Annotated in this window: 23 protein-coding genes, 2 pseudogenes, 1 riboswitch and 1 other annotated feature; of the genes and pseudogenes, 24 read left to right on the top strand and 1 reads right to left on the bottom strand. The window is 35.8% G+C overall.

Annotation, left to right across the window (positions count from 1 at the left end):
- The first annotated feature begins 12 nt into the window (after positions 1-12).
- From SH601_RS03030 to SH601_RS03120, 19 genes and pseudogenes are all read left to right on the top strand, one after another.
- Positions 13-1,389: a uracil-xanthine permease family protein gene (locus tag SH601_RS03030; RefSeq protein WP_319956750.1), complete on the top strand. Its 1,377-nt coding sequence runs from the start codon at positions 13-15 to the stop codon at positions 1,387-1,389.
- A gap of 27 nt (positions 1,390-1,416) precedes the next feature.
- A complete protein-coding gene (locus SH601_RS03035) occupies positions 1,417-2,346 on the top strand; it encodes an aspartate carbamoyltransferase catalytic subunit (RefSeq protein WP_319956752.1) in 930 nt (309 codons plus the stop codon).
- Positions 2,306-3,586 (top strand): dihydroorotase, encoded by a 1,281-nt coding sequence (locus SH601_RS03040; protein WP_319956753.1) that lies wholly within the window; start codon positions 2,306-2,308, stop codon positions 3,584-3,586. Before SH601_RS03035 ends, SH601_RS03040 begins: the two co-directional genes overlap by 41 nt.
- Positions 3,583-4,674: a carbamoyl phosphate synthase small subunit gene (locus SH601_RS03045; protein WP_319956754.1), complete on the top strand. Its 1,092-nt coding sequence runs from the start codon at positions 3,583-3,585 to the stop codon at positions 4,672-4,674. The genes SH601_RS03040 and SH601_RS03045 overlap by 4 nt, the downstream gene beginning before the upstream one ends.
- A complete protein-coding gene (gene carB / locus SH601_RS03050) occupies positions 4,674-7,874 on the top strand; it encodes a carbamoyl-phosphate synthase large subunit (RefSeq protein WP_319956755.1) in 3,201 nt (1,066 codons plus the stop codon). The genes SH601_RS03045 and carB overlap by 1 nt, the downstream gene beginning before the upstream one ends.
- The gene (locus SH601_RS03055) at positions 7,871-8,632 is read left to right on the top strand and encodes a dihydroorotate dehydrogenase electron transfer subunit (RefSeq protein ID WP_319956756.1); all 762 of its coding nucleotides are present in this window, start codon (positions 7,871-7,873) and stop codon (positions 8,630-8,632) included. The genes carB and SH601_RS03055 overlap by 4 nt, the downstream gene beginning before the upstream one ends.
- On the top strand, positions 8,629-9,540 hold the full coding sequence (locus SH601_RS03060; protein ID WP_319956757.1) for a dihydroorotate dehydrogenase: 912 nt from the start codon (positions 8,629-8,631) through the stop codon (positions 9,538-9,540). The genes SH601_RS03055 and SH601_RS03060 overlap by 4 nt, the downstream gene beginning before the upstream one ends.
- Entirely contained in the window at positions 9,537-10,244 is a 708-nt protein-coding gene (pyrF, locus tag SH601_RS03065; RefSeq protein WP_319956758.1) for an orotidine-5'-phosphate decarboxylase, read from the top strand. The genes SH601_RS03060 and pyrF overlap by 4 nt, the downstream gene beginning before the upstream one ends.
- Positions 10,237-10,860 (top strand): orotate phosphoribosyltransferase, encoded by a 624-nt coding sequence (gene pyrE / locus SH601_RS03070; protein ID WP_319956759.1) that lies wholly within the window; start codon positions 10,237-10,239, stop codon positions 10,858-10,860. Before pyrF ends, pyrE begins: the two co-directional genes overlap by 8 nt.
- Positions 10,861-11,037: 177 nt before the next feature.
- Complete coding sequence (locus tag SH601_RS03075) at positions 11,038-11,178, top strand: hypothetical protein (RefSeq protein WP_319956760.1); 141 nt, start codon at positions 11,038-11,040, stop codon at positions 11,176-11,178.
- A gap of 560 nt (positions 11,179-11,738) precedes the next feature.
- Positions 11,739-12,056: an RNHCP domain-containing protein gene (locus tag SH601_RS03080; RefSeq protein WP_319956761.1), complete on the top strand. Its 318-nt coding sequence runs from the start codon at positions 11,739-11,741 to the stop codon at positions 12,054-12,056.
- 363 nt (positions 12,057-12,419) lie between these two features.
- Positions 12,420-12,634 (top strand) — a binding site (T-box leader).
- A 44-nt stretch (positions 12,635-12,678) separates the two neighbouring features.
- Complete coding sequence (gene argS / locus SH601_RS03085; RefSeq protein WP_319956762.1) at positions 12,679-14,367, top strand: arginine--tRNA ligase; 1,689 nt, start codon at positions 12,679-12,681, stop codon at positions 14,365-14,367.
- Positions 14,368-14,627: 260 nt separating this feature from the next.
- A complete protein-coding gene (locus tag SH601_RS03090) occupies positions 14,628-15,344 on the top strand; it encodes an alpha/beta hydrolase (RefSeq protein ID WP_319956763.1) in 717 nt (238 codons plus the stop codon).
- A 58-nt stretch (positions 15,345-15,402) separates the two neighbouring features.
- Positions 15,403-15,951, top strand: a pseudogene (locus tag SH601_RS03095) (LbetaH domain-containing protein).
- A gap of 76 nt (positions 15,952-16,027) precedes the next feature.
- Positions 16,028-16,489, top strand: coding sequence for a GNAT family N-acetyltransferase (locus tag SH601_RS03100; RefSeq protein ID WP_319956764.1), 462 nt, complete (start codon positions 16,028-16,030; stop codon positions 16,487-16,489).
- 127 nt (positions 16,490-16,616) lie between these two features.
- Positions 16,617-16,714: riboswitch (guanidine-I (ykkC/yxkD leader) on the top strand.
- 65 nt (positions 16,715-16,779) lie between these two features.
- Entirely contained in the window at positions 16,780-17,121 is a 342-nt protein-coding gene (locus tag SH601_RS03105) for a DMT family transporter (protein ID WP_319956765.1), read from the top strand.
- Positions 17,118-17,435 (top strand): DMT family transporter, encoded by a 318-nt coding sequence (locus SH601_RS03110; RefSeq protein WP_319956766.1) that lies wholly within the window; start codon positions 17,118-17,120, stop codon positions 17,433-17,435. Before SH601_RS03105 ends, SH601_RS03110 begins: the two co-directional genes overlap by 4 nt.
- 93 nt (positions 17,436-17,528) lie before the next feature.
- Positions 17,529-17,717, top strand: coding sequence for a hypothetical protein (locus tag SH601_RS03115; RefSeq protein WP_319956767.1), 189 nt, complete (start codon positions 17,529-17,531; stop codon positions 17,715-17,717).
- Between the two features lie 505 nt (positions 17,718-18,222).
- Positions 18,223-18,663 carry a GNAT family N-acetyltransferase gene (locus tag SH601_RS03120; RefSeq protein WP_319956768.1) on the top strand — a complete coding sequence of 147 codons (441 nt, stop codon included), beginning with the start codon at positions 18,223-18,225 and terminating at the stop codon, positions 18,661-18,663.
- Positions 18,664-18,821: 158 nt separating this feature from the next.
- On the opposite strand, the gene SH601_RS03125 is transcribed toward SH601_RS03120, so the two are convergent.
- Positions 18,822-19,904, bottom strand: a complete 1,083-nt coding sequence (locus tag SH601_RS03125) for an NAD(P)H-dependent flavin oxidoreductase (protein ID WP_319956769.1) — start codon at positions 19,902-19,904, stop codon at positions 18,822-18,824.
- 214 nt (positions 19,905-20,118) lie between these two features.
- On the opposite strand from SH601_RS03125, the gene SH601_RS03130 reads away from it, so the two are divergent.
- The 5 genes and pseudogenes from SH601_RS03130 (at position 20,119) to SH601_RS03150 (ending at position 23,142) form a co-directional block, all read left to right on the top strand.
- Complete coding sequence (locus SH601_RS03130; RefSeq protein WP_319956770.1) at positions 20,119-20,985, top strand: LysR family transcriptional regulator; 867 nt, start codon at positions 20,119-20,121, stop codon at positions 20,983-20,985.
- 226 nt (positions 20,986-21,211) lie between these two features.
- Positions 21,212-21,663, top strand: a pseudogene (locus SH601_RS03135) (Lrp/AsnC family transcriptional regulator).
- Between the two features lie 54 nt (positions 21,664-21,717).
- Positions 21,718-22,431 carry an azaleucine resistance protein AzlC gene (gene azlC, locus SH601_RS03140; protein WP_319956846.1) on the top strand — a complete coding sequence of 238 codons (714 nt, stop codon included), beginning with the start codon at positions 21,718-21,720 and terminating at the stop codon, positions 22,429-22,431.
- The gene (locus SH601_RS03145; RefSeq protein WP_319956771.1) at positions 22,428-22,760 is read left to right on the top strand and encodes a branched-chain amino acid transporter permease; all 333 of its coding nucleotides are present in this window, start codon (positions 22,428-22,430) and stop codon (positions 22,758-22,760) included. The genes azlC and SH601_RS03145 overlap by 4 nt, the downstream gene beginning before the upstream one ends.
- Positions 22,761-22,791: 31 nt before the next feature.
- Positions 22,792-23,142: a DUF2200 domain-containing protein gene (locus SH601_RS03150; RefSeq protein WP_319956772.1), complete on the top strand. Its 351-nt coding sequence runs from the start codon at positions 22,792-22,794 to the stop codon at positions 23,140-23,142.
- The last annotated feature ends 31 nt before the right edge of the window (positions 23,143-23,173 follow it).

Raw genomic sequence — 23,173 nt, forward strand, 5'->3', positions numbered from 1 at the left:
GGAGAGAAAATAATGTCAAATCAACATATTGTGTTAGATGTAAGGGATGTACCAAAAAAATCAAAGTGGCTGCTATTCAGTTTACAGCATTTATTTGCGATGTTTGGTTCCACGATTTTAGTTCCGTTTTTAACAGATTTATCAACCGCAGTAGCGCTCGTATCTAGTGGTTTAGGAACACTAGCATATTTAATCGTTACAAGAGGTCAAATACCTGCGTACTTAGGATCAAGCTTTGCTTTTATTACACCGATTACTAGTGCTATGGCAATTGGTGGTGTCGGCGGAGTGATGGTCGGAAGTTTCCTTGCGGGTATTGTGTATGGAATTTTGTCATTACTAATCACAGCATTTGGAACAGATTGGATTGTCAAAGTGCTTCCTCCAATTGTTGTAGGACCAGTTATTATTGTTATCGGTTTAGGATTAGCACCAACAGCAATTGACATGGCGATGAATGTAGATGGTGAATATAGTGGAATCCATCTTAGTGCAGCACTTGTAACGCTACTTGTTACAATTATCGGCTCATTACTATTTAGGGGATTTTTCGGCTTAATTCCGATTCTAATTGGAATTATTACAGGATATCTTTATTCTTTGATTATTTCAGCTATAACAAATGTACAAGTGGTAAATACAAGTGGTGTCCAAGCAGCATGGCAACAAATTATTTCGAGTAACTCTGTGGGAGAATTTTTTCAAGCGATTTTTATTGCGCCAGAGTTTGTCATCCCATTTGTTAATTATAATCCATTAGAAGTGATTAACTTTAGTATCGTGTTATTGATGGTACCTGTTGCAGTTGTAACAGTTGCAGAGCATATTGGTGACCAGATGGTGTTATCTAAAGTAACAGGCAAAAACTTTATTAAACAGCCAGGTTTACATCGTTCGATTTTAGGTGATGGTGTAGCAACGGTCATTGCCTCCGTATTAGGTGGACCACCAAATACAACATATGGTGAAAATATTGGTGTGTTAGCAATAACGAGAGTATTTAGCGTGTTTGTTGTTGGGGGTGCAGCGGTACTAGCCATTTTCTTCGGATTTATCGGTATCGTAACAGAATTGATAGCATCAATCCCGACTCCAGTAATGGGTGGTGTATCCATCTTACTCTTCGGTATTATTGCTTCAAGTGGCCTCAGAATGCTGGTTGATAATGAAATTGATCTTGGAATAAAAAGAAATCTTGTTATTGCCTCAGTTATCTTAGTAATAGGAATTGGTGGAGCATATATAGATATTCCACTTGGAGACGTAAATGTAGAGATCACTAGTATGGCATTATCTGCATTGGTCGGCTTAATCTTAAACCTTGTGTTACCAGGAAAAGAATCAGGGTATGGTAATGGGAATATGTTTGCCACACCAGACGAAGAATGATCAACTAACTGACGGGAGGAAAATCGTATGAATCATTTTGTGACAATGAAGGATAAAACAGAAGCAGAAATTCTTCAATTGATTAGAAAAGCGAATGAAATGACTAAGCAAGGCATTCAGCCACTCAATAAGCAATATTTTGCTGCTAATCTTTTCTTTGAACCTAGCACTCGAACGAAAATGAGTTTTGTAGTAGCCGAGAGAAAGCTAGGGATTGAACCTCTTGATTTTGTCTCTGATTTTTCTAGTGTGATAAAAGGAGAAAGTATTTATGATACAGCTAGAACATTTGAATCGATTGGCGCAAACTTAATTGTACTTAGGCATCAAGAAGAAAATATTGCAAAGCAATTAGCAGAATCATTATCGATTCCCGTCATTAATGCTGGTGATGGGACGGGGGAACACCCAACACAATCACTACTAGATTTAGTAACGATCTATCAAGATTTTCAACAGTTTAAAGGATTGAAAGTAGTGATTGCAGGTGACATTAAGCATAGTCGTGTTGCGAGGTCAAATGCTATTGCTCTTTCGACATTAGGTTGTGAAGTTTATTTAACAGGGATGGAAGCATGGCATGATGAAACACTCGGTCTTCCATACATCACGATGGATGAGGCAGTAGAATGTGCTGATGTATTGATGTTACTAAGAATTCAGCATGAACGTCATCAAAATCAAATGGCACTTCAACAAGCAAGTTATCTAGAACAATATGGTTTAACAATAGAAAGAGAGAGAAGGATGAAAGAACATGCTATCATCTTACATCCTGCTCCTGTTAATCGCGGAGTAGAAATTGATAGTAGTTTAGTAGAATGTGCACGTTCTAGAATATTTAAACAGATGGAGAATGGTGTTGCTGCAAGAATGGCAGTAATAGAAACATTATTAAACAAAGGGGGCTATTCCAATGAAAAAAGTTTTAAGAAACGTAAAGCGCATATTGGATAATGGTGAGGTTCAAGCATGTGAACTATTAATAGAGGATGGAATCATTAAAGCGATTGGAACAGAAATTGAAGCACAAGGTGCCGAAATGATTGATGGAAAAGGAAACCTTGTTACACCAGGTTTTGTTGATGTACATGTTCACTTAAGAGAGCCAGGTGGTGAGGCAAAAGAAACGATTGAGACCGGAACTAATGCAGCAGCACGTGGCGGTTATACAACTGTTTGCGCGATGCCGAATACACAGCCTACACCTGATTCGACTAATGTCTTACAATCAATTCAAAATAGAATCAATGAAACGGCTACAATCCGAGTATTGCCATATGCCTCTATTACAGAGCGCCTTGTTGGGAATAAATTAACAGATATGAAAGCATTAAAAACAGAAGGAGCGTTTGCTTTTACGGATGATGGTGTTGGTGTCCAGTCAGCAGATATGATGCTTCAAGCGATGACAAGAGCCGCTTCCATTAATATGCCGATTGTTGCGCATTGCGAAGAAAATACGCTAATCCATAATGGTGTAATGCATGATGGAGAAGTAAGTAAACAGTTAGGCTTACAAGGTATTCCATCTATTTGTGAATCGGTACAGATTGCTCGAGATGTACTATTAGCTGAAGCATCAGGTTGTCATTACCATGTATGCCACGTAAGTACAGAAGAATCTGTACGCACGATTCGTGATGCAAAAAAAGCAGGTATTCACGTAACAGCAGAAGTAACCCCGCACCACCTACTATTAAATGAGCATGCCATCACAGAAAATGATGCTAATTTTAAAATGAACCCGCCACTACGAGCTAAAGAAGATCAGCAAGCATTAATTGATGGATTGCTTGATGGTACGATCGATTTTATTGCGACAGATCATGCGCCACATACAGCCGAGGAAAAGGCAAATGGAATGGAAGAAGCACCATTCGGTATTGTCGGATTCGAAACAGCATTTTCACTTTTACATACCCACTTTGTGAAAAAAGGAATTTTCACGTTAAAACAATTAATTGACTGGATGACAGTGAAGCCAGCGGATACTTTCGGTTTACCATACGGTCGAATAGAGTCTGGTGTGAGTGCCGATTTAACATTGCTTAGTGTGGATACACAAGAAACAATTGATAAGCAAAGCTTTCTATCTAAAGGAAAAAACACCCCATTTAATGGATGGGAAGTAACAGGGAAACCCGTTATGACAATCTATCAAGGCGAAACAGTATATGAGGAGTGGACAGAATGAAAAGACAATTAATTTTGGAAGATGGTACTGTTTTTAATGGAGAAGCATTTGGTTCTTTAGAAGAGAGTATTGGTGAAGTCGTATTTAATACAGGAATGACTGGTTATCAAGAAATATTAACCGATCCGTCTTACTGCGGACAAATTGTAACGATGACATATCCACTAATCGGAAATTACGGTGTAAACCGTGATGATTTTGAAACAATCAATCCATCCATTTTTGGATTTGTAGTAAAAGAAGTTGCACAATCACCATCAAACTTTCGAAGTGATGAAAATTTAGATGCGTATCTTCAAGCGAACAATATACCAGGTATTGCTGGAATTGATACGAGAAAGTTAACGAAGCTTTTGCGTAAACACGGAACAATGCGTGGAATTATCACAGAAGCAGGTGCAGAAGATCAAGAAGCAGCACAGAAATTAGCTCAGAGCAAGCTATTAACCAATCAAGTAGAAATGGTTTCTACGATAAAACCGTATGTATCTCCTGGTAGAGGCTATCGAATTGTATTAGTAGATTTCGGTATGAAGCATGGTATTCTGCGAGAGTTAACGAAACGTAATTGCCATGTTACGGTTGTTCCTTATAATTATAGTGCTGAAAATATCCTGCGATTGAAACCAGATGGTATTATGCTTACAAATGGGCCTGGTGACCCGAAAAATGTTCCAGAAGCAATTGATATGATCAAACAGGTCATTCCACACGTACCAACCTTTGGTATTTGTTTAGGGCATCAGTTGTTAGCATTAGCATGTGGAGCAGACACGGAAAAATTAATATTTGGTCATCGAGGTTCTAATCATCCTGTTTACGATTTTGAAACAAAACGTGCGTACTTAACATCACAGAATCACGGCTATGCCGTAAGAGAGGCATCACTAGCAGCCACAGATTTAGAGCTTACACAGGTTGCTTTAAATGATAAAACGGTAGAAGGTGTGAAGCATAGAAATTACCCAGCCTTCTCTGTCCAATATCATCCCGAAAGCTCCCCAGGACCAGATGATACGAACTATTTGTTTGACCGTTTTATCGAGAATATTGCAAGCTATCAAGCACTATGTAAGGAGGAAGTCTAATGCCAAAGCGACACGATATCGAGAAAATTTTAGTGATTGGATCAGGACCAATTGTAATTGGACAAGCAGCAGAGTTTGATTATTCAGGGACACAAGCATGTCAATCATTAAAAGAGGAAGGTTACAAAGTAATTTTAGCAAATTCCAATCCAGCTACCATTATGACAGATCATACAGTAGCAGATACGGTATATATGGAGCCATTAACAGTTGAATTCTTATCGAAAATTATTCGTAAAGAACAACCTGACGCGGTTTTACCTACATTAGGTGGTCAAACTGGTTTAAATCTAGCAGTAGCATTAGATGAATCTGGTATTTTAGCCGAATATGATGTGGAATTACTCGGAACAAAATTAGATGCGATTCAACAAGCAGAGGATCGGGAGAAATTCAGAACATTAATGAATGACATTAATGAGCCTGTTCCAGAAAGTCAAATTGTTCATTCCGTTCAGGAAGCAGTAGCTTTTGCTGAGGAGATTGGCTATCCACTTATCGTAAGGCCTGCCTATACATTAGGCGGTACTGGTGGAGGTATGTGCTATAACGAAGCAGAATTATGTGAAATTACCAAAAGTGGTTTAGCTTTATCACCAGTAGATCAATGTTTGATTGAACGAAATATTGCTGGATTCAAGGAAATTGAATATGAAGTAATGCGTGATCGTAATGACCAAGCAATTGTTGTATGTAACATGGAAAATATTGATCCAGTAGGAATTCATACAGGTGACTCAATTGTTGTAGCTCCTTCACAAACATTAAGTGATCGTGAATATCAAATGCTCCGTTCGGCATCTTTAAAAATAATTCGCGCATTAGAAATCGAAGGTGGTTGCAACGTCCAGTTAGCATTAGACCCTGATAGCTTCCAATATTATATTATTGAGGTAAATCCTCGTGTTAGTCGTTCATCAGCATTAGCTTCGAAAGCGACGGGTTATCCTATTGCGAAGATTGCGGCGAAAATTTCTATTGGTATGACACTAGATGAAATTATTAATCCAATCACTGGTACAACTTTTGCCTTGTACGAACCAGCATTAGATTATGTTGTAACGAAATTTCCGCGTTTTCCATTTGATAAGTTTGTACTAGGAAATCGAAAACTTGGTACGCAAATGAAAGCAACGGGAGAGGTAATGGCAGTTGGACGTAACTTTGAAGAATCGTTTCTAAAAGGTATTCGCTCACTAGATATTAGTGGGGAGGATTTCTATTTACCAAAATTATCAGAACAATCATTGGAAGTATTAAAAGATCGTTTAGTAGATGCGGATGATGAACGTATTTATGTATTAGCAGAAGTGCTAAGAAAAGGTATGTCAGTTGAAGAAATTTTTCAAATGACGAAGATCGATCGCTTCTTCTTAAATAAATTGAAGAAAATGATTGATTTTGAAGCTAAATTAGCCGATATTCCACAAAACCTAGACTTGTTGAAAGAGGCGAAAATATTAGGGTTATCTGACCCACATATCGCAAGAATCTGGAATGTGGATGTAGATGATATTTATCATTTAAGAAAATCAGAAAATATGTTGCCTGTCTATAAAATGGTTGATACGTGTGCAGCAGAATTTGAATCAGCAACACCTTACTTCTATAGTGCTTATGAAGAAGAAAATGAATCAATTGTATCAGAACGTAAGAAGATCTTAGTAATTGGTTCTGGGCCGATTCGTATCGGTCAAGGGATTGAATTTGACTATGCGACGGTTCATTCGGTCTTGGCATTAAAAGAAGCAGGATATGAAGCAATTATTATGAATAGTAATCCAGAGACCGTTTCAACAGATTTTAGTGTATCCGACAAATTGTATTTTGAACCATTAACATTAGAAGACGTGATGCATGTGGTGGAACTAGAACAGCCTGAAGGAGTTATCGTACAATTTGGTGGTCAAACTGCTATTAATCTAGCAGAGGGATTAGAGCGAAGAGGGGTACAGATTTTAGGTACACCACTTTCTGCAATCGATACGGCAGAAGATCGTGATAAGTTTGAACAACTCTTGGAAGAATTGGCCATTCCGCAGCCAAAAGGTAAAAGTGTTAGACAACTTGAACAAGCAAAAGAAGTAGCGGCTTCAATTGGATATCCTGTTCTTGTTAGACCGTCCTATGTAATCGGTGGAAGCCAGATGGAGATTGTTTATAGTGAAGCAGAGCTAGAAAGCTATTTAGCGAAGACAAATCATATAAAACATAAGCATCCAGTTTTAATTGATAAATATTTAACAGGAATCGAAGTAGAAGTAGATGCGATTAGTGATGGCGACACAACGATCATTCCTGGTGTAATGGAGCACATTGAACGAGCAGGTGTACACTCCGGTGACTCAATCGCTGTCTATCCGACACAACGACTTTCTGAGGAAGTTAAGGATAAGTGTGTGGATATCACGATTAAAATTGCGGAAAAATTAGGAGTCAAAGGACTAATCAATCTGCAATTTGTTGTACATGAAAATGAAGTATATGTATTAGAAGTAAATCCGAGAGCAAGCCGTACAATTCCATTTTTAAGTAAAATTACTGGCGTAACAATGGCTAATATTGCTACACGTTGTATCATAGGTGAATCACTTGCAAATATGGATTACACAACAGGTTTGTTACCAGAACCAGCAACTGTATCTGTAAAGGTGCCTGTCTTCTCGTTTGCTAAATTACGTAGTGTTGATACAATGCTTGGACCGGAAATGAAATCAACAGGTGAGGCAATTGGACGAGATCGAACATTGGAAAAAGCATTATACAAAGGATTAACAGCATCTGGATTAACGATTCCGACGGAAGGTGCGATCTTAATTACGATTGCAGATAAGGATAAAGAAGAAGCAGCAGAGCTAGCTAAACGCTTCAATGAATTAGGCTTCCATATTTATGCGACAGAAGGAACGGCTCAAACTATTCGAGAATTATCTATTCCAGTCACAGAAGTTGGGAAAGTAGGAGCGGAAGATAAGAATGTTATCTCGATAATTGAAAAAGGGGAAGTGCAAGTCGTGATTAACACACTGACTTCTGGTAAAAAACCTCGTTCTGATGGCTTTAGAATTCGTCGTGAAGCGGTAGAACATGGTGTTCCATGTTTGACAAGCTTAGATACGGCAGAGGCAATTGTCAATGTGATTGATTCCACAACATTTAATGCGAAACCAGCAGTAGAAGGGAAGGCTGTTGTACGATGATCACGAAACAATCGTTAACGATTAAAAGTCATATACAAATAGCACAAGACACATATGAAGTCGTACTAGAATCAGCTTTAGCAAAACAATTAAAACCAGGGCAATTTGTACACATTGCCCTGGCGCATCATATGTTAAGAAGACCTGTATCTGTTGCAGGAGTTGACGTTCAACAGGAGACATTTACAATTATCTTTAAGATATTTGGTGAAGGTACACGTGCATTAAGTACTTTTCAAGCTGGTGATTCGCTTGATGTTATCTTGCCATGTGGTAGTTATTATCCAATTGAGCAGTTAGAATTGGAGCGAGCATTAATCGTAGGTGGTGGAATTGGTGTTCCACCACTCTACTATCTTGCGAAAACATTGAAGGAAAAGGGTGTACAAGTGACAAGTGTTTTAGGTTTTCAAACGAAGGAGCAAATCTTTTATGAAGAGAAGTTTCAAGCACTTGGTGATACATATATAGCGACAAATGACGGGAGTTATGGAACGAAAGGGTTTGTCACAGATATTATTGAAACGATAAATCCAACATTTGATTACTTTTTCTCATGTGGTCCAACCCCTATGTTACAGGCAGTGTCTAGTCAATTAGAGAATCATAAAGGTTACATTTCTTTAGAAGAGAGAATGGGCTGTGGTGTCGGAACATGTTACGCATGTGTGGTTCCATTGAAAGAAGATGCTACGAAGTCGAAAAAGATCTGTAAGGATGGCCCAGTATTTTCTGCGAATGAGGTGATCTTAACATGAAGTTAGCAACTAATTTACCTGGTTTAGCATTAAAAAACCCTGTCATGCCTGCATCTGGTTGCTTTGGATTCGGCAAAGAGTATAGTCAATTTTATGATTTAAGTGAGTTAGGTGCGATTATTGTCAAAGCAGCAACAGGTGAAGCAAGATATGGAAACCCTACACCACGAGTTGCGGAGACCTCAAGTGGGATGTTAAATGCGATAGGCTTACAAAATCCTGGTGTAGATAAAATTATTGCAGAAGAACTACCTTTTTTACGTTCTTATGATACACCAGTTATTGCCAATGTCGCTGGAAGTACGGTTGAGGAATATGTTTATGTGACGAAAACATTAAATCACTCAGCAGATATTACTGCAATTGAATTGAATATTTCTTGTCCGAATGTAAAAGAGGGCGGCGTGCAATTTGGAACAGATCCAGCCCTTGCTAAGGAAGTAACTAGTCAAGTAAAAGAGGCAAGCGATTATCCGGTATATGTCAAATTATCACCGAATGTGTCCAACATTGTAGAAATGGCAAAAGCGGTAGCAGATGCAGGAGCAGATGGCATTTCGATGATTAATACACTAACGGGTATGCAGATAAACCTGAAGCAACGCAAGCCAATTATTGCGAATAAAACAGGTGGATTATCAGGCCCTGCGATTAAACCAGTTGCAATTAGAATGATTTATGAAGTGCGCCAAGCGCTCGATATTCCGATTATTGGAATGGGTGGGATTGTAACAGCGGAGGATGCATTAGAATTTTTATTAGCGGGAGCAAATGCAGTTGCGGTTGGAACAGCTAACTTCCAAAATCCGCTAGCATGTCCAGAAATTATTCGTGAACTGCCAAGTGTATTAGAACAATATGGATTTGAATCAGTTGAAGATGCGATTGGGAAGGGGCATATATCATGAAACAACCATTTTTCCTTGCGTTAGATTTTCCTACAGCAGACGAAGTGAAAGCATTTATTGAAAACAATGACTTATATGGTGTACCAGTAAAGGTAGGGATGGAACTATATTATCGCGAAGGGAAAGAAATGATTGCTTGGTTAAAGCAACATAACCATCCCATCTTTTTAGATTTAAAATTACATGATATCCCGACAACGGTAGAAAAAGCGATGTACAATTTAGCGCGGTTAGGTGTGGATATTGTTAATGTTCATGCTACCGGAGGATCAGACATGATTAAGGCAGCCAAAAGAGGATTAGAAAGAGGCGCCCGAAATGGGAGTGTTGCTAAATTAATCGCTGTTACGGTGTTAACTTCGATGGATGAGTCTACGTTACGTGATGAATTATTTGTTCAACAGTCTGTTGAAGATGCTGTCCAACGATTAGCGCTATTAACGAAAAACAGTGGAGCAGATGGAGTAGTCTGTTCTGCACATGAAGTACCGATTATTAAGCAAGCTTGCGGAGCAGATTTCTTAACCGTTACACCTGGTATTAGATTAAGTGATTCCACGCAAGACGACCAAAAACGCGTCGCAACACCAGCATTAGCCAAACGAAACGGATCTGATTATCTAGTAATAGGAAGAAGTATCACACAAGCAGAAAATCCAAAAGCAAATTATGAACGAGTAGTAGAGGAGTGGCAACATGCTTAAATCAAAAGAGATCGCCAATGCATTATATGAAATAGAAGCAATTCAAATTCGACCAGACCGCTCATTCGTCTGGACATCTGGGATTCATTCCCCGATCTATTGTGATAATCGTTTAACGATGTCTTATCCAAAAGTACGAAAACAAATTGTTGAGCAATTTGCGGAAATAATTAATGGAATGGATGAAAAACCAGATGTAATTGCAGGTTGTGCAACAGCTGGTATTCCACATGCGGCTTGGTTAGCAGATTATTTAGACTTGCCGATGGTATACGTGCGTTCGAAGCCAAAAGGTCACGGTAAAGGAAATCAGATAGAAGGTAAGGTGGAAAAAGGAGATAAAGTCATCGTTATTGAAGATTTAATCTCCACTGGTGGCTCATCGATTGATAGTGCACTTGTTTTACAAGACGTAGGAGCGGAAGTATTAAGTGTTATAGCGATCTTTAGTTACGGCTTAAATAAAGCAAATAACCAATTTAGTGATGCTAATATTCCTTTTACCACAATTACGAACTTTGATATTTTAGCAGAAACATTAGTAGAAAAAGAGGAAATAACAGAAGCAGAAAAAGTAGATTTATTAGAATGGCGAGATGAATTAGGAAATAATTAATTTCCTTTAATATTTCCTGGGAAACCGCAGGAAATATTGGAATTCGATGATGTTCGACGCCAAGTGTTTAGTGAGATACAATTGCAGTAGTAGGTATAAAATAGGAATGAAAAGGATGTTGACCACACATCCTATTTTAAATACACTTCGAAAAAATGGTGGATGCTTTGTCTTGCGGTGTTGATCAGTATTGCTTTGGTTGCTTGTAGCTCAGATGATACGGATGAAAATACAGAAACATTGATGAGGTATGAAGAAGATCGATTACTAGTGGAAATGACGTACACCGCAACGTATTGTGATGGAACTAGTGAATAACATGCAGTCACTTTCTTTATTTGAGAAGGTAGAAGTATTGAATGGTGATGTAAATGTTTTTTGAATAGAGTGAATATCTTATCGCTAGCTTTATTAGCAAGTAACTTTCACTCACTATATTTTGGATGCTATAGAGAAGTATATGGAAAAAAACAATAGAATTCGATAAAAACGTTTGTTTTGGAAAATTTTATTGTATAATAAATAAAGAGAATAATCTAAAGTAAAATAAAAATTGGAGTGGTTTTTTGAGCCAATTAATTAAACTTAAACGTATCTTTTAGGGGATGATTGCCAATGTCAGTGATTAAGGATGAACACTTACTAGTGGAAGATGGAGAAGTCCGTCTTACAGTGGTTGATACAAATTCATAAAGTCAATCATGGTCCGGATCAAGAGATGAAATATGCTCCTGTGAAGTAGGAACTAGAAGTAATCGCTTTGCAGAACGAAGCGGTGAATCTGTAAATTCACTTTAAAAGCCTGAAACTACTAAGAGTAGGAAAACTAACAGAACCCTTTCTCCAAAGATGAAAATTCGTCTTGGAGGAAGATAACGTTGAGTAGATTAACAGAAAACACTGCTTTTCAATGTGAAAATTGTGGAGCCGATGTAGTACCATTGACAAATGGAAGTTTTCGCAATCACTGTCCATATTGTCTATTTTCAAAGCATTTAGATAATCACCCGGGTGATCGTTTAAGCAATTGCAAAGGCATGATGCGTCCAATTAGTTTGGAGCATTCAGGAAAAAAAGGTTTTCAAATAATTCATGAATGCATTAAGTGTAGTAAAATGCAGCGAAATAAAGTTGCTAGTGATACGCTTCAAGAAGACAATATTCTAAGTTTAATTACTGCAACTTCCTATTATTAAAAGTAGATTATTCTCAGCCCATCGGTTTTATTACTGAAGGGCGTCTTTTTTTGCAATCTTTTTAAGACTTCAAATAGATACCATATTATTCATGGCAGTATGTTGATGTTCTATAGGTATACGGTAAGTGTCTCCTATGTTACTTTTAAATAGTTCCAGAACAATAATTAGTTAAATATTAATGTCTCTTAAGAGTAAAAATTAGGATAAGCTTTTATTTGCAAAAAGTATTCAACTAACGTCAATAAACTTATCTGTGTAGTTATAAGTTAACTATAGCTTATATTGTAGCAAGTTGAAAAAATTCACAAAAAAGTATTGAAATTCTAACGAAAATGAGTATAATAGGTTAAAATATAATTGGAAAAATCAATGACAAAGAGAGTAGTTGTTTGTGAAAGTAAAGCGAGCCGGGGAGGGTGTGAGCCTGGTCATTTAGCAAATAACGAAGCGCACTTTGGAGATACTTCTTTGAATGGTGAGTAGGAGAAGTCGGGGGAACTACCTCGTTAACAAAAAGAGTGGTTTTGACAAAACAAGTTGAGTGGTACCGCGGGTGATATGCTCCCGTCTCTTTCAGATGAAAAGAGACGGGAGTTATTTTTTTGGGGAGGAAGATAACATGAACTATACAGACCAATTTACTGATATACTTTATGAGCAATTGAAGCAACAAGTAACCAAAAGTCAAATAAGTAGCATGATTGAGCAACCGAAATATGCGCATATGGGGGACATAGCTTTTCCATGTTTTGAATTAGCTAAAATATATCGTCAATCACCGCAACAAATCGCACTAGAACTTGCGAATAACATGCAGTCACTTTCTTTATTTGAAAAAGTAGAAGCTATAAATGGTTATGTAAATGTGTTTTTGAATAAAGTGAATATCTCATCACAAGTTTTAGAAGAAATTATTTCTCAACAAGCCAATTATGGAAATGTAGAGCTTAGTGGCCAAGAAGTTATTACGATAGATTTTTCCTCACCGAATATTGCGAAACCTTTTTCAATGGGACATTTGCGCTCAACGGTAATCGGAAATTCATTAGCACTTATTGCAGAAAAATGTGGGTATAAGCCAGTTAGAATTAACCATCTTGGTGATTGGGGTACTCAATTTGGTAAGCTAATCACTGCATACCATTTATGGGGCGATGAGCAATTAGTACGAAAGAATCCGATAAAAGAGCTGTTTACATTGTATATTCGTTTTCATGAAGAGGCAGAGAAAAATGAAGAATTAAATGAACAAGGACGACAATGGTTTAAAAAATTAGAGGATGGCGATGAGGAAGCATTGCAATTATGGAAATGGTTCCGTGATGAATCTATAAAAGAGTTTTCGAAGATATATGAATTATTGCATGTTCCGTTTGATTCCTATCATGGAGAAGCGTTTTATAATGACAAAATGGAAAAAGTAGTTGAATTATTAACAGAGCAGAATTTGTTACAAGAATCTGAAGGAGCACAGGTGGTGCCGTTAGACGGGCAGCTCCCGCCTTGTTTGATTAAGAAAAAGGATGGCACAACATTATATGCCACTCGTGATATAGCTGCAGCAATCTATCGTCAGCAAACATATCAAGTTGCTAAATCCATTTATGTCGTAGGAAACGAGCAGACATTACATTTCCAACAACTTTTTAACGTTATAGAGAAAATGGGTTATGAATGGCATGAAGGTCTTACTCATGTCCCATTTGGAATGATATTAAAAGACGGTAAAAAAATGTCTACTCGTAAAGGTAAAGTAGTGTTATTAGAAGATGTTCTGCATGATGCGATTGAACTTGCGACAAATAATATTCAGGATAAGAATCCATCACTAGCATTTAAAGAAGAAGTTGCGCGTCAAGTTGGAGTAGGAGCTGTCATTTTCCATGATTTAAAAAACTATCGTTTAAACGATATTGAATTTTCTTTAGAAGAAATGCTGAAGTTTGAAGGTGAAACAGGTCCATATGTTCAGTATACACATGCACGTGCTTCATCTATTTTACACAAGGCAGCATATCATGATAATGATGCTACATTAACGTGTGTGGATGAATTATCGTGGTCCATTATTAAATCATTAATGGAATTTCCTCATGTCATTCAGCAGGCATTTGATCGGAATGACCCATCAAAAATAGCAAAATATGTTCTCCAACTATCCAAAGCCTTTAATAAATATTATGGTGCGGTACGGATACTGAAAAATGATAATCAACAGCAAGTAAGATTGAAGCTTGTTCAAGCAGTTCAAATTGTTCTAAATGAAGGTTTACACTTATTAGGAATAGAAGCACCGTCTGAAATGTGAAGTTTTTTGCGAGAAAATGTTTATTTACATTGCATAAGGGTATATAACTAGTGTTCGACATCTCTATCATACGCAGGAGAGAATCAAGAGGTTGTATAGCTTCCTTTTGGTTCTCTTTTGTATATATAGATAATTTTTGGTAATTATGGTATTGTTTAAATTAATAATTTGCTCGAAGGAGAATCATGATGAAAACCATTACATTTGAATATCCTGTAATAGAAAAGAGTTAGAAAGTAGTAGGCGATAGAAATGTAAAGTTGTATATCTTTGATTCTACATCCAACCATAGTGAAAAGGCAGTTGTTTTATTTTTTAATGGTGCTAGCTTTAAAAAAGACCCTAAAACTCCAGCACAATTTCAACATCAAGCAAAGTATTTTTCATCTAAAGGAATGATGGCCATATGTGTAGACTATCGAAATGGTGCGGACAAGGATTTTTTACCAACACAAGCAATTTACGATGTTAAATCAGCTGTACAATGGGTGCGTAACAATGCAAGTGATTTAGGAATAGATCCGAATAAAATCATTGTCTGTGGTTCATCGGCCGGAGCGTATATTACTGTGTCTGCAATTATGTTTGATCAATTAATGGATGATCACAATAAAGAAAATGCAACAATAAATCATGTGCCTAATGCACTAATAGTTTTTTCAGGTGTAATGGATGCTGTTGATATCATGAGGAGACGCTATCCGAGTTTACTGGATAAGGCTTTTCAAATGTCTCCTATACATAATATAAAAAAATGTTTACCACCGACCTTATGGATTTGTGGTACATCGGAAATAGACTTTCAACATAACATTGAATTTATAGAATTAATGAAACAAGCAGGAAATGATATTAGGTTGAAAACTTTTGAAGGAATGGAACATGGATTTTTTAACTATGGAAAACATAATAATAAGTATTTTCACTTAACAAAGTTTGAGATAGAAAGTTATTTACGATCGATGAAGTTTCTTTAATAATAAAACATATAATACATAAGATTTCTAATCAATTAAATGAAGGCAGTCTAATAAAATGAAAAATAAAATATACTATGAACGTGACACAGCAAAATTAAAAAAGAAAAACGTACATGCACATAAACTTACTCAAGCATTTAATTATACCGATGTAGCAAGAGAAGATATTATTAAGCAATTGTTTGGAACTATAGGTGGTTAACTAAGTGTTGAGCATAAATTTCATTGTGATTTAGGTTATAACAATCACGTAGGTAGTAACTTTTATGCAGGTTATAATTGTACTATTTTAAATATGGCGGGAGTGAAAATAGGTGACAATTGCATGATTGGTCATAATGTTGGTATCTATACAGCTGGTCATTCACTTTAACCTAAAGATAGAACTAAAAGTGGATATGGTATACCAATAACGATAGGCAATGATGTGTGGATTGATGGAACACCTCCTTACTTGGAAGAATTAAATAAATCATTAGACATATCGATAGATGATGCTGCTTTTGTTTATATTAATTTTCTTATGGAAGAAAAAGATAGTTTGAAAGTAGTGCATCCTAGGCTTGAAGAGTCTTTTATTAATTTAAAAGAACAACTTATTTAAATGGAAAATAATAGTTTGGGTAATGTATAATTTTGAAAGGAAGAACGAGCAAAGTGATTTAATATGGGGGGATTAAATGAAGGCAGAAATAAAGTTTAGATTGGCTACTGAAAAAGATTTAGATAGTATTGTTGCAATGCTTGCAGATGATATGTTGGGAAGTAAGCGTGAGCGTTATGAGAATCCACTTCCCAAAAGTTATATAAAAGCATTTAATGCTATTACATCTGATCCTAATAACGAGTTAGTAGTTGCTTGTGACGACAATGAAGTGATCGGGGTCCAACAAATTACTTTTACACCACATATAACACATCAAGGTGGATGGAGAGCTACAATAGAGGGAGTGAGAACATTGGCATCTGTAAGAAGAAAAGGTGTAGGCACTGAACTTATAAAATGGGCAATTCAACGTGCAGAAGAACGTGGTTGTCATTTAGTACAACTGACAACAGACAAAAAAAGACCAGATGCGTTAAGGTTTTATGAAAAGTTAGGTTTTAAAGTAACACATGAAGGTTTAAAGTTAAAACTTTAATTTATTCTAATTCATTTCTTTAGTATAATGAGTTATTTAACACAAGTTTATCCAACCTTAGTAGAAATACTTGAATCAAATTGACAAAAAAAATAAAACTATATACAATTGAGGTTAATTGCATATAGTAAAGGTTTTCTAGGGTTCCGCAGCAAAATAGTTGGCCTGGTCCGAGAGGAAACTCGTAGCTTTGCTATGACACGGAGGGGAAAAAGCCCGGGAGATATCACTAATAATAGTGGTATGTCTCGGGCTTTTTAAAAGTATTTATTAAAAGGAGAGTTGTTTGTATGTGGTGGTTTTTTGTTGTATTAGCAGGACTTATTGAAGTAGGCTGGGCTACTGGCTTGAAATATGCTAATGATGGTTTCACTTGGACGCTCACAGCTATTGCCATTATCATTAGTTTTGGTGGCTTAATTATAGCATCAACTCGTTTACCTGCATCAACTGTTTATGCTGTTTTTGTAGGTGTAGGCACATTGGGAACGGTGTTAGTGGATATTATCTTTTTTGAAGCTGAGGTTAATGTAGGGGTATGGATATTTGTTCTACTGTTATTAACCGGAGTAATTGGACTAAAAACAGTAACTACGGAGAAACAAGAGCAGAAAGAGGTGCAAAGACCATGAATTGGATTATTCTGATTTTTGCGGGGCTATTTGAAGTAGTAGGTGTTAATGGTATGCAGCGAGTTGCGGATGGTAAAAAAGCTAGTGGCTTTGTTTTTATCCTCGTAGGTTTTTCACTTAGTTTAGGATTACTATCGATTGCAATGCTGACGATCCCATTAGGCGTTGCATATGCGGTGTGGACAGGGATGGGAACGGTTGGAAGTGTTGTTCTTGGTATGCTTTTTTATCATGATTCAGTAGACCGTAAAAGAATATTCTTTTTAAGTTTGATTGTGATTGCGGTTATTGGATTGCGAATAGTATCTAATTAATCTAGTTTTTTATTGAGGATGGATGGTATCAACGTCTTTAAAACAAGTACATTTTGGTCTATCTAATAAAAGGAAAGAAGTAGGTGATAATTAATGAAGTTATATATAACGTTAATCATTATAATAGGAATTATAGCGCTAGTTTCCACTATCTTATTAGGTGGAAAGAGCGATGCGGATTACTCTAAAGCGACAAGAAAAAATGTAACAACACTTACATTTATTTATGTAGTTGTGATATTAGGCGCTCTTATTGCATTGACGATATTTATTTTTGTTTAGTTAGTTAAATTAATTAGAGATTGAATAAATAAAACTAAATGATATTGTTCCTTATTGAATTTAAAAGAATGAATAATTAAAGTGCAAAAATATTGAGTGAATTGGAGAGTAATAAAACCTGAATTGACAGGTAAAGGTAATGGGTCACTCTTTTTTTCATTTATTCTCAGCCAAATGGATGCAAATGCTCAAACTCCTTTATGTTTAACAGTTGCTAAATCTAATCATAGAGCTATTCGCTTGTACGAGAACTTTGGTTTTGTTAATTCTATTGAATTTATAAATAAGTCGACTGAATTTATAACAATGATTAAGAAATAATTTTATTTATTCACAGGGTTCTTTTAAAAGGAATGCACATTTTTTATTCAAGTAACAGTTAGCAAGAGTTAAATTTTAGGGAAGTCACCACTGTAGCTTTGAGTAGTAGAGTGGAAGAAGGAATTCCATAGTAGGTGTATAGATAATAAGATCTAAAAGTAATGGGAAGGATTGAGTTGAATTAATGGATATAAGAAAACCAAATAAGTTAGAAATGGAAAAGATATTGTCACTTTCTCCCCAAGCGATATTTGAGGGTACGTTAGGTAAAGAAAAACTAACAATTGAAAAAGCCAAACAATTGGTAGAACCTCTTTTAAAGAAGGATGGTTACTATTTAATATCAACAAAAAATAATGAATTAATGGGTTGGATTCTTATAGGAGGAAGTAAAGACCAGTTTTCGAACAAGGCAATTGGATTTATTTATGAATTATTTGTACTAGATGAATATAGAAGCAAAGGTATTTCCAAACAATTGATGAAAACAGCAATTGAACAACTTAAACAAGAAGGATATTCGGAAGTACGATTAAGTGTTTTTGAAGGAAATCAAGCAATTAAACTATATGAAAGTCTGGGGTTTGAAAACAGGACAAGAACTATGAGTGTGTCCATCAAATAAAGATGTCATGTTGCTGAAAAAATCAAAAGGTTAATACACATTATACAAAATACAAATGTGTATTAACCTTTACTTTTATAAATGGTTCTGGTGAAAATTTCCGCTAGGATGTTGAACAAAGTAAAATCTCCTAATATTTTATAGTTAGTTGTTTTTCCTTACATATTTGTTTTGATTGTTTCTGCTTGTGACATTATATTGTTGATTAACATTTTTACAGTTTGTTGTTTAGCTAATCTTGGACTTTGACCAGACCATAGTGACATAAACTCTTTGTCACTATTTGTGGCGGCTGCTTTTCTAATATCTTGGGTTAATTTATTTTGAACAGGGAAGTCGGGTAAAAGCTGTTCGTTGTTCTCAATGCTCATAATGAAATTATTGGTAATTGCTCTTGCCAATTTGCCTGAAAATGAACGAGTTAATACAGTATCTTCCTCTGTAGCATTTATAACAGCATCTTTATGTACTTTATGTGCGCCGCTTTCCATACAAGTCAAGAAAGCTGTTCCCATTTGTACACCTTTTGCCCCTAAGCAGATAGCTGCCATTAACCCTCTTCCATCCATAATACCTCCAGCAGCTACCACAGGAATACTTATATTATCGACGACTTGCGGAATTAAAGATATTGAACCAACTAAACCCTCATTATTAGTATTGCTAAAACTCCCACGATGTCCACCAGCTTCACTGCCTTGAACAATAACAATATCCATTCCTGCTTTTTCATTTTCAACTGCTTCTCTAACGGTTGTTGCTGTTCCCATAAGAATAATATCAGATTTTTTTAGTTCAGAAATTACTTTTTCAGGTGGAATGCCAAAAGTAAAAGAACAGATTGGAACATTTTCTTCTATTACAACTTTTATTTGTTCCATGAATGTTTCATACATATTATTAAATGCAGGAATTTCAATGTTGTTATCCTTTTGGGGTAAATGGACCTTTTCACGAATACGGTCTAATAACTGATTAGCCACCTTAATGTTATCCAGTGTAACATCAATTTCTTTTGGAACAAATAAGTTTATGCCGAAAGGATTTGATATTAGGTTTTTTAGCTCCCTTATTTGCTTTCTAATTTGAATAGGAGTCATATAACCTGCTCCAATCATTCCTAGACCGCCATTATTAGAAACCTCGGCTACTAACTCGGAGGTTGTTACTCCACCTGCCATGGGAGCTTGTATAATGGGGTGTTTTATTTTAAATCTTTCTGTTATCTCGTTATTCAACATAATCATCCCTCAACTTTTGTATAAGATTTTGTTTTTAACGTACTAGATTAACATTATAAATAATGAATACAAGCCATCAGCAAGAGCTGTTTCTATTAATCTTTTTTTCTAATATTAGGATATTTCAAGTATAGCTCTTTTTTGATATATTGAATAATATATAATAATGATATTTGCTATATTCACAGTTGATAGCAAGAAGGAGGAAGCTTCTATGGATTTACATACCTTAAAAATTTTCCAGAGGGTTGCGAAGCTAGGAAGTATTTCAGAAGCTGCAAGAGAACTTCAGTATGCACAGTCGAATATCACAATCAAAATAAAACAGTTGGAAGCTGACCTCCAGACAATTCTTTTTTACCGGCATAATAGAGGGACTTCGTTAACCCCAAAAGGTAATATGTTGCTAATATATACGGAAAAAATATTTGAGCTTATAGAAGAAACCAAAAATATAATGACTGATGAACAAACGCCAAAAGGTCCTTTAATCATTGGTTCAATGGAAACAACTGCGGCAGTCCGTTTACCGGTTCTATTATCCAATTACCTTAAAGCATATCCTAATGTTGACTTAACTTTAAAAACAGGATCTACAGAAAAAAATATGCAAGGTGTTCTTCAGTATGAACTTGATGGAGCATTTGTTGCTGAGTCAATGGATCGTCCTGAACTGATTCAGAAGGAAGTATTTGAAGAAGAATTAGTACTCATAACAGATACAGTGCATCCACCTATAACTTCGATAAGGGATATTCAGACAAAAACTTTTCTTGTATTTCGTACGGGATGTTCGTATCGAGAAAAGCTAGAACAATGGTTACAACAAGAATGTGTTAAGCCAAAAAAGATCATGGAATTTGGCACATTTGATGCAATAATCGGATGTGTAATTGGTGGGTTAGGTGTTAGTATGCTTCCAAAAAGTGTTGTTGGAAAGTATATAAAAGAAGGAACACTTAAACAACATCCAATTCCTAATTTTGATGGCAAGGTGAAGACTGTTTTCATTTGTAGAAAAGATAAATTTGTATCTACACCTTTAAAAAAATTTAAGGAATTTTTCGAGGAGAAGGATTAGATTTTATCATGATCTTTTTTAATAACGATAGTATACTATGAGATAGTATTCTAGTAATTTTCTAAACAGTATATTGGTACCTAAATGCTGTGTTATTTGTCTTATTAATAATAGTATGGATGCCTAATAAAAAAAGAATTCCATATCGTTTATAAGTTTAAAAACGATATGAAATTCGTTAATATATAATTCATACGAAATAATAATCTTTTGGAGAGAGTTGATTATCATGATTAATATAGATGAACACGATAAGGCAATTTTACAAGAATTACAGGAAGATGCGTCCATATCAAATTTGAATTTATTAAAAAAATAGGACTTTCCACCTCAGCCTGTCTTTCAAGAACGAAAAACTTGGCTGAAAAAGGAATTATAAAAAAAGAAAAAATTAGGACTTGAATTAACCGCTATCGTACTAATCAATTTATTACCTTTAAATCGGGATACTACTCATTCATTTTAAGAAGACATAAATAAGTATCCACAAGTTCAAGTATGCTTTACACATACAGGTAATCATGATTTTATGCTGAAAATTGTAACGAAAGATATGGAAAGTTACCGGAATTTTATTATTGATTTACTGATGCAAAATCCTGCAGTAGTGGTATTGACACAAGCATTGTGATGAATACAGAGAAAAGAACAGTTAATCTTCCAATAGAAGAATTATAGGAGGTATCATAGTTGAATAGAAGCGAGGAAACATTAGATATACATTATGACCAAATGAATCGGAAAAGTCAAATTTTGGCAGCTTTTCGTGCAGCATTTCCCTATACCATTCCAATTATGACCGGATTCCTTTTCTTAGGAATTGCTTATGGGATTTTTATGAATTCGCTCGGATTTCATGCAATATATCCAATTTTAATGAGCTTGTTAATATTTGCAGGTTCCATGGAATTTGTGGCAGCTAACCTTTTACTTGTAGCTTTCCATCCTATTAATGCACTACTACTTACATTAATGGTAAATGCACGACATTTATTTTACGGAATTTCTATGTTAGACAAATTTAGAGGCGTTGGGAAGAAGAAATTTTACTTGATTTTTGGTATGTGTGATGAAACGTTTGCCATTAATAGTACGACGAAAGCACCAGAGAATGTTGACAAAGGTTGGTTTATGGTGTTTGTCACCATATTAAATCAAGTGTATTGGGTTGCGGGTGCTGCGATTGGTGGCATCTTCGGATCGTATATTACCTTTAATACAGAAGGTTTGGAATTTGTGATGACAGCTCTTTTTGTCGTTATTTTTGTTGATCAATGGATGAAAGAGACAAGGCATCATAGTGCAATTGTAGGCCTCGGCCTATCTGTTTTATGTTTACTCATTTTTGGTGGATCTAACTTCATTATTCCAGCAATGATTGCGATACTTGGTGTACTTACTTTACTAAGAAAAACAGTAGAAAAATCGGAGGTGGCTCATACATGACCATGACATTAACACAACAAATTATTACGATTGCAATGGTCGTGTTAGGTACGATGATAACAAGGTTTTTGCCATTTATCGTATTTCCATCAAACAAGCCGACACCGAAATATGTGCAATATCTAGGGAAAGTATTACCAGCGGCTGTAATTGGCCTACTAGTTGTATACTGTTTGAAAGATGTAAACATACTAGCTGGAAATCATGGAATACCTGAATTAGCGGGAGTAATAGTCGTCGTATTGCTTCACGTTTGGAAGAAAAGTATGCTCTTATCGATTGCAGGCGGAACGATTTTTTACATGCTATTAGTGCAGTTCGTTTTTTAATGATTAAATAAAACTATCAAAGGAGTATTTCATGAGTAAGCACAAAATATATACAATGAGTGTCGCAAAGGTTTATCCACATTACATTACAAAAGCAGAGAGAAAAGGACGAACAAAAGCTGAAGTAGACGAAATTATTCGTTGGTTAACTGGCTATAGCCAAGAAGAATTAGAAAAGCAATTAGAACAAGAAACAGACTTTGAAACATTTTTTGAAAAAGCACCTAAATTAAATCCTTCACGGTCTTTAGTAAAAGGTGTGATCTGTGGTGTGCGGATAGAGGAGATTGAAGAACCGACAATGCGAGAGATTCGTTATTTAGACAAGTTGGTCGATGAATTAGCAAAAGGAAAAGCAATGGAGAAAATTTTGCGAAAATAAAGATAGCAATTACTTGTACACATAAGGACGT

The organism is Gracilibacillus pellucidus (assembly GCF_033949965.1).
Taxonomy (GTDB): domain Bacteria; phylum Bacillota; class Bacilli; order Bacillales; family Amphibacillaceae; genus Gracilibacillus; species Gracilibacillus pellucidus.

Coding starts and splice junctions, on each gene's coding strand:
- SH601_RS03030 (WP_319956750.1), top strand. CDS start 13: ATGTCAAATCAACATATTGTGTTAGATGTAAGGGATGTACCAAAAAAA.
- SH601_RS03035 (WP_319956752.1), top strand. CDS start 1,417: ATGAATCATTTTGTGACAATGAAGGATAAAACAGAAGCAGAAATTCTT.
- SH601_RS03040 (WP_319956753.1), top strand. CDS start 2,306: ATGAAAAAAGTTTTAAGAAACGTAAAGCGCATATTGGATAATGGTGAG.
- SH601_RS03045 (WP_319956754.1), top strand. CDS start 3,583: ATGAAAAGACAATTAATTTTGGAAGATGGTACTGTTTTTAATGGAGAA.
- carB (WP_319956755.1), top strand. CDS start 4,674: ATGCCAAAGCGACACGATATCGAGAAAATTTTAGTGATTGGATCAGGA.
- SH601_RS03055 (WP_319956756.1), top strand. CDS start 7,871: ATGATCACGAAACAATCGTTAACGATTAAAAGTCATATACAAATAGCA.
- SH601_RS03060 (WP_319956757.1), top strand. CDS start 8,629: ATGAAGTTAGCAACTAATTTACCTGGTTTAGCATTAAAAAACCCTGTC.
- pyrF (WP_319956758.1), top strand. CDS start 9,537: ATGAAACAACCATTTTTCCTTGCGTTAGATTTTCCTACAGCAGACGAA.
- pyrE (WP_319956759.1), top strand. CDS start 10,237: ATGCTTAAATCAAAAGAGATCGCCAATGCATTATATGAAATAGAAGCA.
- argS (WP_319956762.1), top strand. CDS start 12,679: ATGAACTATACAGACCAATTTACTGATATACTTTATGAGCAATTGAAG.
- SH601_RS03100 (WP_319956764.1), top strand. CDS start 16,028: ATGAAGGCAGAAATAAAGTTTAGATTGGCTACTGAAAAAGATTTAGAT.
- SH601_RS03105 (WP_319956765.1), top strand. CDS start 16,780: ATGTGGTGGTTTTTTGTTGTATTAGCAGGACTTATTGAAGTAGGCTGG.
- SH601_RS03110 (WP_319956766.1), top strand. CDS start 17,118: ATGAATTGGATTATTCTGATTTTTGCGGGGCTATTTGAAGTAGTAGGT.
- SH601_RS03115 (WP_319956767.1), top strand. CDS start 17,529: ATGAAGTTATATATAACGTTAATCATTATAATAGGAATTATAGCGCTA.
- SH601_RS03120 (WP_319956768.1), top strand. CDS start 18,223: ATGGATATAAGAAAACCAAATAAGTTAGAAATGGAAAAGATATTGTCA.
- SH601_RS03125 (WP_319956769.1), bottom strand. CDS start 19,904: ATGTTGAATAACGAGATAACAGAAAGATTTAAAATAAAACACCCCATT.
- SH601_RS03130 (WP_319956770.1), top strand. CDS start 20,119: ATGGATTTACATACCTTAAAAATTTTCCAGAGGGTTGCGAAGCTAGGA.
- azlC (WP_319956846.1), top strand. CDS start 21,718: ATGAATCGGAAAAGTCAAATTTTGGCAGCTTTTCGTGCAGCATTTCCC.
- SH601_RS03145 (WP_319956771.1), top strand. CDS start 22,428: ATGACCATGACATTAACACAACAAATTATTACGATTGCAATGGTCGTG.
- SH601_RS03150 (WP_319956772.1), top strand. CDS start 22,792: ATGAGTAAGCACAAAATATATACAATGAGTGTCGCAAAGGTTTATCCA.